The sequence below is a fragment of the Synechococcus sp. F70.1 genome (genome assembly GCF_047502745.1).
Classification (GTDB): Bacteria; Cyanobacteriota; Cyanobacteriia; order Thermostichales; family Thermostichaceae; genus Thermostichus.
On sequence record NZ_JANSJL010000101.1, the window covers coordinates 5,871 to 19,008 of the forward strand.

General features: G+C 59.8%; 14 protein-coding genes and 1 riboswitch. Of the genes, 8 read left to right on the forward strand and 6 right to left on the reverse strand.

The window, feature by feature from the left end; genetic code table 11:
• Positions 1-24: 24 nt before the first annotated feature.
• Positions 25-166: riboswitch (cobalamin riboswitch) on the reverse strand.
• Between the two features lie 81 nt (positions 167-247).
• The 3 genes from NW860_RS09875 to NW860_RS09885 form a co-directional block, all read right to left on the reverse strand.
• Positions 248-814 (reverse strand): formylmethanofuran dehydrogenase subunit E family protein, encoded by a 567-nt coding sequence (locus NW860_RS09875; protein WP_414424960.1) that lies wholly within the window; start codon positions 812-814, stop codon positions 248-250.
• A 94-nt stretch (positions 815-908) separates the two neighbouring features.
• Positions 909-3,506, reverse strand: coding sequence for a leucine--tRNA ligase (gene leuS, locus NW860_RS09880; RefSeq protein WP_414411969.1), 2,598 nt, complete (start codon positions 3,504-3,506; stop codon positions 909-911).
• Between the two features lie 92 nt (positions 3,507-3,598).
• Positions 3,599-4,489, reverse strand: coding sequence for a ferredoxin--NADP(+) reductase (locus NW860_RS09885; RefSeq protein ID WP_414396182.1), 891 nt, complete (start codon positions 4,487-4,489; stop codon positions 3,599-3,601).
• A gap of 269 nt (positions 4,490-4,758) precedes the next feature.
• Between NW860_RS09885 and NW860_RS09890 the strand changes: the two genes are divergently transcribed.
• From NW860_RS09890 to NW860_RS09915, 6 genes are all read left to right on the forward strand, one after another.
• A complete protein-coding gene (locus NW860_RS09890) occupies positions 4,759-5,766 on the forward strand; it encodes a phosphoribulokinase (protein WP_414396180.1) in 1,008 nt (335 codons plus the stop codon).
• A 40-nt stretch (positions 5,767-5,806) separates the two neighbouring features.
• Entirely contained in the window at positions 5,807-6,538 is a 732-nt protein-coding gene (gene pgl, locus NW860_RS09895) for a 6-phosphogluconolactonase (protein ID WP_414411971.1), read from the forward strand.
• Positions 6,539-6,630: 92 nt separating this feature from the next.
• Positions 6,631-6,825 (forward strand): hypothetical protein, encoded by a 195-nt coding sequence (locus NW860_RS09900; RefSeq protein ID WP_414513933.1) that lies wholly within the window; start codon positions 6,631-6,633, stop codon positions 6,823-6,825.
• A gap of 171 nt (positions 6,826-6,996) precedes the next feature.
• Entirely contained in the window at positions 6,997-8,151 is a 1,155-nt protein-coding gene (locus tag NW860_RS09905; protein ID WP_414513935.1) for a homocysteine biosynthesis protein, read from the forward strand.
• 91 nt (positions 8,152-8,242) lie between these two features.
• Positions 8,243-8,764 (forward strand): thermonuclease family protein, encoded by a 522-nt coding sequence (locus NW860_RS09910; protein WP_414513937.1) that lies wholly within the window; start codon positions 8,243-8,245, stop codon positions 8,762-8,764.
• A 50-nt stretch (positions 8,765-8,814) separates the two neighbouring features.
• Complete coding sequence (locus tag NW860_RS09915) at positions 8,815-9,468, forward strand: cofactor assembly of complex C subunit B (protein ID WP_414513939.1); 654 nt, start codon at positions 8,815-8,817, stop codon at positions 9,466-9,468.
• Positions 9,469-9,501: 33 nt separating this feature from the next.
• On the opposite strand, the gene bchI is transcribed toward NW860_RS09915, so the two are convergent.
• A complete protein-coding gene (bchI, locus tag NW860_RS09920; RefSeq protein ID WP_414396168.1) occupies positions 9,502-10,560 on the reverse strand; it encodes a magnesium chelatase ATPase subunit I in 1,059 nt (352 codons plus the stop codon).
• A 261-nt stretch (positions 10,561-10,821) separates the two neighbouring features.
• Here bchI and NW860_RS09925 point away from each other — a divergent pair, with 261 nt between their 5' ends.
• Both NW860_RS09925 and NW860_RS09930 read left to right on the forward strand, forming a co-directional pair.
• Positions 10,822-11,226 (forward strand): DUF4168 domain-containing protein, encoded by a 405-nt coding sequence (locus NW860_RS09925; RefSeq protein WP_414513941.1) that lies wholly within the window; start codon positions 10,822-10,824, stop codon positions 11,224-11,226.
• 112 nt (positions 11,227-11,338) lie between these two features.
• Positions 11,339-11,878 (forward strand): DUF3611 family protein, encoded by a 540-nt coding sequence (locus NW860_RS09930; RefSeq protein WP_414405007.1) that lies wholly within the window; start codon positions 11,339-11,341, stop codon positions 11,876-11,878.
• 111 nt (positions 11,879-11,989) lie between these two features.
• On the opposite strand, the gene NW860_RS09935 is transcribed toward NW860_RS09930, so the two are convergent.
• Together NW860_RS09935 and psaK are read right to left on the reverse strand one after the other, a co-directional pair.
• Complete coding sequence (locus NW860_RS09935) at positions 11,990-12,127, reverse strand: photosystem II reaction center protein K (RefSeq protein ID WP_414396163.1); 138 nt, start codon at positions 12,125-12,127, stop codon at positions 11,990-11,992.
• Positions 12,128-12,699: 572 nt separating this feature from the next.
• A complete protein-coding gene (psaK, locus tag NW860_RS09940) occupies positions 12,700-12,945 on the reverse strand; it encodes a photosystem I reaction center subunit PsaK (RefSeq protein WP_414396161.1) in 246 nt (81 codons plus the stop codon).
• Between the last annotated feature and the right edge of the window lie 193 nt (positions 12,946-13,138).

Genomic DNA, 13,138 nt, shown 5'->3' on the forward strand with positions numbered 1-13,138 from the left:
CGTGCAACGCGGAAGGGCTCTGAGCCCTGAGCTGAAGCCGCAGGCGGGCATCCTGACTGAGGGCTTTTGCCCATCACAGTTGCGGCACAGCGCCGGATTTGCACCGGACTTTCCCCATTGCTTGCCCTGGCTGATCCCCAGAGCAACCTAGCGGCACAGCTTTCTCCTTAGTCCTTCTGGAAAAAGCCGTGCTAGGCATCATACCTCTCCCGCCCTCGAGTTCCCATCCTGCTGGGGGGGATCGGCGCTAGGGTCTAATCGTGAGACGGAAAAGAGCCTCGTCGGCCATTTGAAGAACTTCCTGCCCCGCTGCCATAAGCCGTTCTGGGGGCAGCTCTCGGTACTTAGCAATAAACTCAGGCAAAACTTGAAACTCCACCCGCTTGCCAGTTTCTCGATGGATGACAACACTGCGCATTTTGTCTAGGGAGTCCACCTCCACCAGCTTTAAGTTCAGCTTGCCCAAGCTGGCTCCGGTGGCGGCGTGCAACCCATCCACGATGCAGGCAAAGGGAATCTGGAGCGGCGACTCGTGAATGACTTCCACCACAAAGCGACTTGGGGAGGTGGGGGGGAGGGGACTTGCCAAGCCCAGCTCCTTGAGAGCCCGCATCCCCATGCGATAACCCACCACCGCCCAGGGGCCAGCACCCCCGTGGATTTCGGTAACTCGCTGGGTGGCAGCCTCAAGGGCAGCCGGAGGATTGGCAGAGCTGCTGCTGGGGTGGGCCAGGGCAGGGATCCCGACCGCTAGCTGAATGGCCATCCACAGCAGAGGAAGCTGCTGCGGCTTGAGAACCCATCGCTTGCGCATAGGCAGACAAGAACTAAACCCCAAGGCAGTATCCTAAGCCCTGCTCCTGGGTCTTGCCTATGCAGGGGGGGAGGTTACCTGAGCAAACGGAGAGCTAGACAACCACGTTGACCAGCTTCTTCGGCACCACGACGACCTTCTTCGGCGTCGCCCCTTGGAGATACTTCTGGGCCGCTTCCGACTGCAGAGCTAGCCGCTCCTGCTCCTCCGGCGTGACATCGGCAGGGGCTTCAAAGGAGCCGCGCAGCTTGCCGTTGACCTGCACCACAATCGTGACCGTATCGGCCACCAGCGCCGCCGGGTCGTAGCTGGGCCAAGACTGGCGATGCACCGAGTCGGTACCGCCCAGGGCCTGCCACAGCTCTTCGGCAATGTGGGGGGCAAAGGGCGCCAGGAGCAAGACCAGGGTGCGGATCCCTTCGGCGTAGACGGGCGAGTCCGGGATCCCCGCCTCGGCTAGGGCATTGCTCAGCTTCATCAGCTCGGCAATGGCAGTGTTGAACTGGTACTCCTCCAGATCCTCACTGACCTCCTTGATGGCCGTGTGGACGGCGCGGCGCAGATCCCTTTCCGCCTTGGTCAGGGATCCCGCCTCGACCTTGGCCTGCAAGGACGCCGTTCCGCCACCGCGACTGACAAAGTCGTACACCTGCCGCCAGACGCGGTTGAGAAAGCGAAACTGCCCTTCCACGTCGGCATCGTCCCATTCCAAGTCCTTTTCCGGCGGCGCCTTGAAGAGGATGAACATGCGGGCCGTGTCTGCCCCGTAGTTGGCCAGCACCTCTTCCGGATCCACGCCGTTGCCCTTGGATTTGGACATCGTAGCGTAGATAACTTGCAGAGGCTCGCCGGTTTCGGGATCCCGCGGATCGTTGGGATCCTTAACCAGCGCTGTGGGGATCCAGCGATCCTTGCCGGACTTGTTGGGGTTGTAGTAAGTGCGCGCCTGCACCATCCCCTGGGTTAGCAGGCGGGAGAAGGGCTCATCGAAATTCAGCAACCCCAGATCCCGCAGCACTTTGGTGAAAAAGCGGGCGTAGAGCAGGTGCAAGATGGCGTGCTCGATGCCGCCCACGTACTGATCCACCGGCAGCCAGGCGTTGACCAGATCCTTGCGGAAGATCTCGCGGTCGTTGCGGGGATCGCTAAAGCGCAGGAAATACCAGGACGAGCAGATGAAGGTGTCCATGGTGTCCGTTTCCCGGCGGGCCTCCGCACCACAGGTGGGGCATTTCACCTTCACCCACTCCTCCAGTTGGGCTAATGGGGATCCGCCTCGCCCCGTCAGCTCTACATCTTCTGGCAAGAGCACTGGCAGATCTTCTTCCGGCACCGGCACAATGCCGCAATGGGGGCAGTGGATGACCGGGATGGGGCAGCCCCAGTAGCGCTGCCGCGAGATGAGCCAGTCGCGCAGGCGGTAGTTGACCTGCCGTTCCCCTAGCCCCTGCTCCTCCAGCCAGGCGATGGCCCTTTCCACACTTTGCCCTGGGCCCTTGCCCACCGGGATTCCGTTCAAGGGGCCGGAGTTTATCAACACCCCCTCCCCTGTCCAGGCCGCCTGCAGATCTTCAGCAGTCTCCACCCCACCCTGAGGCGGCTGCACCACCAGCTTGATAGGCAGGCCAAACTTGCGGGCAAACTCAAAGTCCCGCTGGTCGTGGGCCGGCACGGCCATGATGGCCCCTGTGCCATAGCCCATCAACACGTAGTCGGCAATCCAGATGGGGATGCGCTCTTGGTTGACGGGGTTGATGGCGTAGGAGCCCGTCCAGACGCCCGTCTTTTCCCGATCCTCAGCGCTGCGCTCGATCTCGCTGCGGGCAGCGGCCTCGGCCTGGTAGGCTTTGACGGCAGCCTGCTGCTCGGGGGTGGTAAGCTTCTCCACCAAAGGATGCTCCGGCGCCAGCACCATGAAGGTGGCTCCCCAGAGGGTATCAGGCCGGGTGGTAAACACCGGCAGCTCTTCCCCTGTTTCGGTTTTGAAGAGAACTCTAGCCCCTACCGACTGGCCAATCCAGTTCTCCTGCATGGTGCGCACCCGCTCTGGCCAGCCGGAGAGCTTCTCCAGGTCAGCCAGGAGTTGGTCGGCATAGGCCGTGATCTTGAGAAACCACTGCTTGAGGAGGCGCTTTTCCACCCGAGCCCCAGATCTCCAGGATCTCCCTTCCGCATCCACCTGCTCGTTGGCCAGGACGGTCTGATCCACGGGATCCCAGTTCACCGGCGCTTCCTTTTGGTAGGCCAGGCCTGCCTTGAAAAACTGCAGGAACAGCCACTGCGTCCATTTGTAGTAGTCGGGGGCGCAGGTGGTGATCTCCCGCTCCCAGTCGTAGGAAAGCCCCAGCCGCTGCAGTTGATCCCGCATCTGGGCAATGTTCTGGTAGGTCCACTTGGCCGGCGGGATCCCCCGGTCAATGGCGGCGTTCTCTGCCGGCAAGCCAAAAGCGTCCCACCCCATGGGGTGCAGCACCGCATACCCCTGCATCCGCTTGTGGCGGGCAATGACATCCGTGATGGTGTAATTGCGCACATGCCCCATGTGCAGGCTGCCGCTGGGGTAGGGGAACATCGACAGGGCATAGAACTTGCGGCTTTCTGCTGTTAGCTCTGGCGTGCGATCCAACCCAATTTCACGCCAGTGGGCCTGCCATTTCCTTTCAATGGCCTGGGGATTGTAGCGCGCGTCCACAGCTTAGGACTCCTGGAAAACCTTTTGCTCTGGGGAGCCTAGATACCAGCATTTTGGCATGCTTTGGCCGCTCCAGAAACCTCCAGGACCCCCTAGTAGGTTTCCTCGTTCCAGCGGCTAGCTTTCTTGAGCTCCTTCTGGAAGCTGCTCCAGTCTTGGCCTGCTTGTTGGGCTACGGCAGCCATGACGCTGTTGATGCCATCTTCCATCCCCTTGAGACCACAGATGTAGACGTAGGTGTTGGGTTTTTGCAGCATCTCCCACAGCTCGGCGCCGTACTCGGCCATGCGGTTTTGCACATACATCTTTTTGCCATCGGGGGTTTGCTGCTCGCGGCTGATGGCGTAGTCGACGCGAAAGCGATCCCCATGCTCAGCTTTCCAGGCTTCCAGGTCGCCCCGATACAGCAGGCTGGAAGTGGTGGGTACCCCAAAAAACAGCCAGATCCTGCCTTGGTAGTTGGGATCCTCCTCGAGCAAATGCTTGATGAAAGCCCGAAAAGGAGCAATGCCCGTGCCAGTGGCAATCAAGATCAGGTTGGCGTTTGGATCCTCCGGCAGGAGGAACGTCTTCCCAGCCGGCCCCGTGATCATCACCTCATCCCCAGCTCGGAGATCGGTGAGGAAGCCCGAGCAGACTCCCACTCCCGGCTGGCCGGTTTCCTTATCCACGTATTCGGCCCGCTTCACGCTCAAGGAAACCGTGCGTCCCTCGCCATCGTCGCCGTAGCGGGTGGAGGCTATCGAGTAGAGTCGGGGCTTGTGGGGCTTGCCTTGGGCATCGACGCCAGGAGGAATAATGCCAACGCTCTGGCCCTCCAGGTAGCGGAAGTTGGGATCGGGCAGGCTAAGCACAATGTGCTTGGTTAGGCCAGGTGCCCCTTCCTCAACAAGGGAGTAGGTTTCCAAACACTGGCCAACTAGAGGGGCATTGGGGCGGTAGAGATTGACCACAACTTCTCGTTTTTGGGCGCTGGCAACCATGACTGGGACTGCTCCTGGCAGTGGTAGCTACAGCAAACACCTTAGCAGGCTGCCTTTGCGGAAGGGAACTTGCCCTGTCAACTGGCGGCGTCTCCCTTGCCCATCCAGAAAAACGCCTGCACTGCCCAGGAAATGGTTTATCTTCTGCCAGCGCCAGCTTTTCCAGCCTCAGGCTCGCTTGCGGTGGAGCGTCTTGTGGTAATATGCAAATCCATAAAGTTTTAGAAGCCTCCTTGCAGTTTTGCCCCGCCTATCCCCAAGGAGTTCCCATGGCAAGCAGTCCCGAACGCATTGTGATGATTGGTGTTGCTGGAGATTCTGGCTGTGGCAAGTCCACGTTTTTGCGGCGGCTGAGTGACTTGTTTGGCCGGGATCTCATCACCACCATTTGTCTAGATGACTACCACTCCTTGGATCGCCAACAGCGCAAGGAAAAGGGCATTACGGCGCTGGATCCCCGCGCCAACAACTTCGACCTCATGTACGAGCAGGCCAAGGCCCTCAAAAATGGCCAGAGCGTGATGAAGCCCATCTACAACCACGAGACGGGGACCATCGACCCCCCTGAGCGGGTGGATCCCAGCCCCATCATCGTCTTGGAGGGCCTTCACCCCATGTACGACGAGCGGGTGCGGGAGTTGCTGGACTTTAAGATCTATCTGGATCTGGCGCCGGAAATTAAGGTTGCCTGGAAGGTTAAGCGGGACATGGCAGAGCGGGGCCACACCTATGAGGATGTGCTGCGCTCCATCGAGGCCCGCCGCCCGGATTTCGAGGCCTACGTCGATGTGCAGAAGCGCTATGCCGATGTGGTGATTGAGGTGCTGCCCACTAAGCTCCTGCCAGAGCTGGATCCAGAGCACAAGGTGTTGCGGGTGCGCCTGATCCAGCGCGAAGGGGTGAAGTACTTTGACCACGTCTATTTATTTGACGAAGGCTCCACCATTGACTGGATCCCGTGCGGCAAGAAGCTAACCTGCTCCTATCCCGGCATTCGCCTGCACTACGGCCCCTCCACCTATTTCGACCATCCGGTCTCGGTGTTGGAAATTGACGGCAGCTTCGACAAGCTGGAGGAGGTCATCTACATCGAGAACCACCTGAGCAATCTGTCGACCCGCTATTACGGCGAGCTGACAGAGCTTCTGCGCAAGCACCCCGAATATCCGGGATCCCGCAACGGCTCCGGGCTCATCCAGGTCATCGTGGGCCTAAAGCTGCGATCCCTCTACGAGAAAATCCAGGCGGAAACCAAGAAGATGGCGGTCGCTTCTTAGGGGGATCCCTTTGGCCCGGCTAAGGCAGTAGAAGGCACCGATGCAAGGGTTCCAGTTGGAAATCTGGCCGGAGGGGGCAGCTCTTTTCCGCCGGGCGGTGGAGATCTGGCAGGAGCAGGCTGCGGCGGCCATTCGTCAACGGGGTCGCTTTACGGTAGCTTTGGCAGGAGGAAACACCCCGCGAAAGTTGTATGCCGCTTTAACCCAGACGCCAGGGATCCCTTGGCAGCAAACCTGGTTGTTCTGGGGGGATGAGCGCTACGTTCCCCCGGATCACCCCGAGAGCAACTACGGCATGGTACGGCGGATCCTGCTGGAGACGGTCGGGGTTCCTGCCTCCCAGGTCTTTCCCATGCCTACCCAGGCAGGGGATCCCTTGCGAGATGCAGCGGAATACGAGGCAACCCTGCGGCGGGTTTTCGGCAACGAATGTCCTGCCTTTGATCTCATCTGGCTGGGAGTGGGGGAGGACGGCCATACGGCTTCCTTGTTCCCCGGCACAGCTGCCCTGCAGGTGCAACACCGCTGGGTAACCGTGGGGCAGAAAGGAGAGGAGCCGCGCCTGACCCTGACCTATCCTGTCCTAAACCAAGCGGCCCAGGTGGTGTTTTTGGTTGCCGGAGCTAGCAAAGCCGAGATTGTCAAAAAGGCGCTGACGACGGAGGCCCACCTGCCCTGTCAGAGCGTCAACCCTAGAGGGCGGCTGCTGTGGCTGCTGGATGCGGCAGCGGCGGCAGAGTTGCCCCTGCCGGCAGTGGGCTTGCTTGGCTAGGCCCTGGCTGAGGATGGCCATTTGACTTGGATCACGGCTGTCTCCTCCTCCTTCTGAATTTCATAGGGGTAGTTGAGTTAGAGCGCTGCCCCATGTCCATTCGCCCAATTGTCGAATCAGTTCTCCAGAGTGCCTGCCTCACCCGCGAACAAGAATCCCAAATCTGCTTTCTTCTCCAAGAATGGTTCTACGACGAATTGGATCTGGAGGCCCTTGACCGGCTGACCCTGGCTTTGCTGGAAGGGCAAGTCCACCTGGAGGGAGAGGAAAGAAGCCGCGCCGCCTAGCCAGATCCTCAAGAAGCCCGATAGTTTGGCGGCCCGCCTGGCCTACCCTGCCTAGGGACGCCCTACCGCCACCGCTAGCAGCTTGCCTCCCTGAGGCCTTCTTGCCCATCTAAGCTATTGATAGCCATTCGAGAGCGCTGCCCCAAAGGAACGCGGACTGCCTGCAGTTATATGGAAAGAACTCTAGACGAAATTAACCGGCGGATTCTCCAAGGCCAGGTGCGGGTGTGGACGGCTCAGGAGGCCAAGGCCAAGCTAGCTACCCTTAGCCTTGAGGAGGCCTTCGAGCAGGTGGACGTGGTAACCACCGGTACCTTTGAGCCGATGGAGTCCTCGGGAGCGATCCTTAACCTAGGGCACACGGATCCCCCAATCAAGATTCGCCAGGCCTGGTTAAATGGTGTGCCCGCCTATGCCGGCTTTGGGGCTGTCGATCTCTACATCGGGGCAGCTCAGCCCAGTGAGCAGACTGACCAGCCCTATGGAGGGGGCCATGTCATCGCCGATCTGGTTGCCGGCAAGCGGGTGCATCTGCGGGCCATTGGCCAAGTAACCGACTGCTATCCCCGCGCCGACTACGAGACCTTGCTGACGCGGGATCAGCTTAACCAGTTCTACCTGTTCAACCCCCGCAACGCCTACCAAAACTTCATTGTCGGCGTCAATGGCGGCGATCGGCCGCTGTACACCTACTTGGGCCTGTTGGAGCCCAACCTGGGCAACGCCATCTATTCCAATCCCGGCGAGCTATGCCCCCTGCTCAATGATCCCCTCCTGCGCCGGGTGGGGATTGGCAGCCGCATCTTTCTAGGGGGCGGCATCGGCTATATAGCTTGGGAAGGTACCCAACACTTTCCGCTGCAAAAGCGGCTGCCCAACCAAACTCCCATTGGCCCCGCCGCCACCCTGGCCTTGATTGGCGATGCCAAACAGATGCAAGCCGAATGGGTGCGAGGCTGCTACTTTCGCAACTACGGCCCCAGCTTGATGTTAGGGGTTGGGATCCCCATCCCCATCCTTTCCCCCAGCGATTTGGAGCCCATTGCCATCCGGGACAAAGATTTGGTGGCGCCCGTGATTGACTTTTCTATCCCCCGGCGGGTGCGGCCCACCTTTGGCCTGGTGAGCTATGCCCAGCTCAAATCCGGCTACATTGTCCTCAATGGCCGCAAGGTGCGCACTGCCCCCCTAGTCAGCCTGCGCCGCTCGATGCAAGTTGCCGAGATTCTCAAACAGTGGATTGCCAGCGGTCAGTTTACCCTTACCCAGCCAGTGGCTCCCCTACCGCTAGATCGGGAGTTCCTCACCCAAAATCCCTATTCATGAGAGAACCTTGGCTGGCAAGGAGTTGCCTAGCTGAGAGTTGCCGCTACCATTACGCCTTAGGTGTCCCTGCGGAAAGAGGATGTTCCGGCGTATGGCTTTTGGCTGGGCGGTGTTGGGATGGCTCCTAGCCCTGCCTGTTCTTCCCGGCCACGGGTTTGGGGAGCGGCGGGTTGTGCCTGACACCCCCTTCTACTTCGATAACCACTACTTTGATCGCTACCCCGAGGCAGTGGTGGTGGGCGTGGTCAATGGCGACACGCTGGTGGCGCAGATTGAAGGGGAACAGAAATTGCGCTTGATCCGGCTGGCCGGGATCCAGGGCCTTAGCCCCCAGGAGGATCCTTTTTATCAGCAGGCGCTTGAGCTGATGCGTGAGCGCATCCTCCGCCGCACGGTCAAGCTGGAAGGGGATAAGCTGCTGCGCAACGTCGATGCCACTGGCTTGGTGGAAGCCTATGTCTGGCTGGAGGGCCAGCAGATGAACGCCCTGCTGGTGCGCAACGGCTTGGCTCGCATTGCCCCCTATACCCATAACATCAAGTACGACAGCTACTTCCGCGGCCTGGAAAAAAGAGCTCGCCAAGAGCGTCTCGGCATCTGGAGCCGCCTCTAAGACCTTGGGTAGCTCTAGACTGGACTTAGCGCTAGACGTCTCTTCCTGCTTTGAGGGTCAAGCGAGATCCCAATCGCTGGCTGCGGCGACTGCCTTTGGTGGCAGGCGTTTTGGGCAGCATTCTCCTAGTCATCAACCGGCTGGCCTTTACGCCGGAACTGCTGGCCAGTCAATCCCGCTCTGACGCCTTGGGAATCCTCCTCAGCGCCGTCTTAATCCTAACTGGCCTTTTGTGGCAGCAGGTTCAGCCCCGTCCTCCCCAGGCCGCTCCCCTGCAGGGGAGTCCAGGTTGCGATTGGCATCCCGACCTGTCTGAACGCGAAAAACTGGAGCTGGCCTGGGCCTCCCACACTCTCCTTAGCACTACCGCCGCCCGCACCGTGGTGATCTGGGTGGAGGGACGCACTCTGCTGCAGCGAGGGATCCTAGCTAGCCCTGGCCAGTTGCCCTCCCTCCAGCCCCAAGGCACTCTGCAGCAGGTGTTGAAGACGGGGCAGCCGGTTTACCTAGGGGATCTGCGATTTTTCCCCGCCCGCGCCGAGTTCGAGGGCCTGTTGCCGCCCGGATCCCAGGCGGTTCTCTGCCAGCCCATTGGCCAAAAGGGATGCCTTATCTTGGGCAGTGACAGGCCGCGCAGCTTCAGCCGCCAGGAGCAAGCCTGGATTGCTGCCATCGCCAACAAACTAGAAACCCTGTTTGCCTAACTCCCCCCCTGGAGGAGGGGTTGGGAGCAAGGGCTAGGCAGCGCTCTCCAGGCTCACCTGAAACACCTCGCTAAAGGCCTTCTCGACCTTGTAGCCGGAGTCGATGGTTTCCAGAGGATCCTTGCGCAGGCGGTGGCGCAAGCACAAGCTAATCACCCGGCGAATGTCGGCAACAGTAACTTCCGTACGCCCTTCTAGAGCCGCTAGGGCCTTGGCCGCCCGGTTGGTGACGATATCTCCCCGCAGCCCGTCGACTTCCAAGGCCGCACACACGCCGGAGATCTTCAAGCGCAATTCGGGATCAATCCCCACCTGCGGCAACAGGTGTTGGGCTTTTTCAATGCGCTCCCGCAGGCGCTGCTGGGCATCGGCGTATTTGGCCAGGAAAGCCTGGGGATCGGCGTCGAACTGGCTGCGCTCTTCCACAATCTGCACTCGCAGGGCCGGATCCCGCACCGTTTCGATGCGGACAAACATGCCGAAGCGATCCAGAAGCTGGGGGCGCAGCTCCCCTTCCTCGGGGTTGCCGGATCCCACGAGCACAAAGCGGGCTGGGTGGCGAATGGAGATCCCCTCCCGCTCGACGGTGTTCCAGCCGGAGGCCGCCGCATCCAGCAGTACGTCCACCAGGTGGTCGTCCAGGAGGTTGACCTCGTCCACATAGAGGATGCCGCGGTTGGCCTTGGCCAGAAGCCCCGGCTCAAAGGCCTTCACCCCTTGAGAGAGAGCCCGCTCGATATCCAGGGTGCCGCAGACCCGGTCTTCGGTGGCCCCTAAGGGCAAGTCCACCATCGGCACCTGGATCCAGGTGGTTTCCAGGGTTTCTCCTGCCTGCAGGCGCTCCCACACCTGATCGCTCATCAGATCCCGCTGCCGCGGATGGCTGTTGAAGGGATCCCCTTTGACGACCTCAATTTTGGGAAGGAGATCGGCCAAGGCGCGGATGGTGGTGGATTTGCCCGTGCCCCGATCCCCCATGATCAGCACGCCGCCGATGCGGGGATCGATAACGTTGAGGAGCAGGGCCAGCTTCATTTCTTCCTGGCCAACAATGGCCGTGAAAGGAAAAACCGGGCGACGTTCCAAGTTCATAAAGCCACAACCAGCAATCCACCCTCATTATCCCCCTTCTGGGCTGTTCAAGGCCCCAGCAGGAACCTCAGGGCCACTTTTTGGTCAAAAGAAGTAGGCGCCGGCGACAACTGGCGGTGGCTTGCCTGGGGTAGCTTGAAGCGGGTTGCAGACAAAAGCTACACCTAGGAGAAGATCCCAGCGACACCGGCAACGCAGTGATTGGGTGGGGAGATAGTAGCGGTGTTTGGTCAAGCAGGTCGGAAAGGAGGAGCGGCACTCTTGCTGGCAAGCGTGGCCCAGAAAGGGCTGGTGGGCTTGATCTGGGTTTGTACCTGGATCCCGCTGGTGGGTGTTTCCCTGGCTGTAGCCCAAACCCCTGCCACTCCCCTAGCTCTAAGCGATGAACAGGTTACCAAGTATGCCCGCATCGTCTTGGAGATGGAGCCCCACCGGCAGGAAGCCCAGCAGCGCTCTCAGGCTACCGAGGATCCGGCCACCAAGGATCAAATCCGGCGGGAGTTCATTCGCACTGCCACCGAGATCATCACCCGCCATGGCATGACCGTGCCGGAATATAACCGCATCACCTTGTGGATTCGCTCTGAAGAAGGAAAAGAGCTCAAACAACGCATCGAGGCGGAAATCCTGCGCCTGCAAAGCAGGGACTCCCATCGCAAGCCCTAGCCTTCTAGATGACCCCACGGCTTGAGGTAGAGGCTTCTGCGCCGCGCCTTTCGGTGACGGGGGGCAGAGGATGGGGATAGGCTGGAAGCAGATAGAGAGCGGGGGAAGAAGGATGAGCGGACCCATGTCGCAGCTAGGAGGGGCGACGGTTGAGCGCATGCGGTCTCGCTTGCGCTTGACGCGCCGCTTTGGGTTCTGGTTTCAGGGGGTTCTGGGGGCAACGGCCCTGCTGCTGTGGCTTGGTTTTTTAATTGGCCAGAATACCGTCTATCGAGATGACTCGCTGGGGGCTACTATCGCCTTCTGGTTTACTCTGCTGACTCTACTCACTCTAGCAGCCGGCCTCTTCCTCAACTGGCGCTACTTGCTGCACGCAGAGCGCCGCTCAGCTTCCGCTACTGCCTCAGGCCAATTCGATTTGCCCAAGCAATTGCAGTTGGTTACCTACGTCAGCCTCATTGGAGCGTTCCTGGCTTTGATTGGCATGGAAGCCCAAGTCGGCGAGCTATTGGCACGCATTTTCGCCCGCACCCAGGCCAACCAGGTAACAGGAGTACTGCTCTTGGCTGCCAATATCAACGTCACCTTCGCCCACTTTGTCTGCTTGGCAGGAGTGCTCTGGATTACCGGTGTCCTTGACCGCGATCTCTGACTCCTCTAGAAGAGCTACTAGCCTGGGGCAGAGCATTCTGCAAAGACAACTAACCCCTCCGCGAGTGCAAGAGGGGCGAGCCAGAGCTACCGATTCCAGCCGACTGGGACTTTACTTAAAGCCCACCGCCGCCTGCCAGACAAAGGCAAGCAGGAAAAACAGAACGGGGATGATCGGCAAAATATCGACCAGTGGGTCGAACAGTTCATAGCCTTCTGGCAAAGCAGCCAGGAGCATCGTTACAGGCATGACACCAAACCTCACCAGCAAGGAAGTGGGACTAGAGAAACGAGTTCGTTAGGGATTTTCCTATTGGCTCCAGATCTTGGCTGGGTCGCAGTTTTCCTGAACCGCTCTGAAAGACTTATTCAACCCCGGGCAAAAGCAGACTTTCGCTCGGCGTTGAGGCTTTCTTCCTGCTTCCACGACCCGTAGCTAGTAGTAGAGTTCACCTCTGCTACCCCGCCAGAGGGATCTCCACAGGCGTCACTTCCCCGCGAGCTGCAGGTAGTTGCTCCTTGCTCTTGATCGAGCACACAGGCTAAAGACGGAGCCAACTTTAGCCTAGGCAAAACGCCTACCCAAGAAGATGTACCTGCTAGCCTACTAGCTCAGCCCATCTACGTCAAGGCAGAAGGTTAGTTAGGTCCGGTGAATCAAGGACTAGAGGAGAACCCTGAGGGCAGGAGTGCTTTCAAGAAGCTGCGTCGCCACCTTACTGGCAGAGCCATAACTAGGCTAGCACAAGGCGACTTGTCCTCGGTCGCGGCAGCAGTGCAGAGCGCTTGGCACGAAGGCCAGGGCTTGCGTTGCCATGCAACCTAGAGAACCCCCATGTTGGAGAGGCCCAAGATTACTCCTACCCCCAGCAGATGACCAAAGCTGGCAACTCCCAGGACTTCTGGCCAGGTCATCCCCAACACCGGTCCAGTTTCTGAAGCGACCCCCGAAGAGGACTTGAAGCTCAGGTATGCCAGTCCTGTGCAGAGCAGAATGATCACCGCGCTTAGGGGAGACCAGGGGCTGGTGTGAGCGGTTATAGCTAGCGGCGCAACAAGGAGCAGCATGGTTTTCCTCCTTGGCTTAGGTTAACCGCCCCCTAGATTACCCCCGTTTTGCAAGGCTTAAAGGGATCCCCCCGCGATCTTCACATGAATTGCAATAGAGGCCGCAACAAAACCTCACAACAGTTCTTGCCGGGATCCCTGTCGGCGGCAGTTGGGGTTGGCGGGAAAATCAGGCCTGACGGGACAAGCTGAG

Coding starts and splice junctions, on each gene's coding strand:
- NW860_RS09875 (WP_414424960.1), bottom strand. CDS start 814: ATGCGCAAGCGATGGGTTCTCAAGCCGCAGCAGCTTCCTCTGCTGTGG.
- NW860_RS09885 (WP_414396182.1), bottom strand. CDS start 4,489: ATGGTTGCCAGCGCCCAAAAACGAGAAGTTGTGGTCAATCTCTACCGC.
- NW860_RS09890 (WP_414396180.1), top strand. CDS start 4,759: ATGGCAAGCAGTCCCGAACGCATTGTGATGATTGGTGTTGCTGGAGAT.
- pgl (WP_414411971.1), top strand. CDS start 5,807: ATGCAAGGGTTCCAGTTGGAAATCTGGCCGGAGGGGGCAGCTCTTTTC.
- NW860_RS09900 (WP_414513933.1), top strand. CDS start 6,631: ATGTCCATTCGCCCAATTGTCGAATCAGTTCTCCAGAGTGCCTGCCTC.
- NW860_RS09905 (WP_414513935.1), top strand. CDS start 6,997: ATGGAAAGAACTCTAGACGAAATTAACCGGCGGATTCTCCAAGGCCAG.
- NW860_RS09910 (WP_414513937.1), top strand. CDS start 8,243: ATGGCTTTTGGCTGGGCGGTGTTGGGATGGCTCCTAGCCCTGCCTGTT.
- bchI (WP_414396168.1), bottom strand. CDS start 10,560: ATGAACTTGGAACGTCGCCCGGTTTTTCCTTTCACGGCCATTGTTGGC.
- NW860_RS09930 (WP_414405007.1), top strand. CDS start 11,339: ATGAGCGGACCCATGTCGCAGCTAGGAGGGGCGACGGTTGAGCGCATG.
- NW860_RS09935 (WP_414396163.1), bottom strand. CDS start 12,127: ATGCCTGTAACGATGCTCCTGGCTGCTTTGCCAGAAGGCTATGAACTG.
- psaK (WP_414396161.1), bottom strand. CDS start 12,945: ATGCTGCTCCTTGTTGCGCCGCTAGCTATAACCGCTCACACCAGCCCC.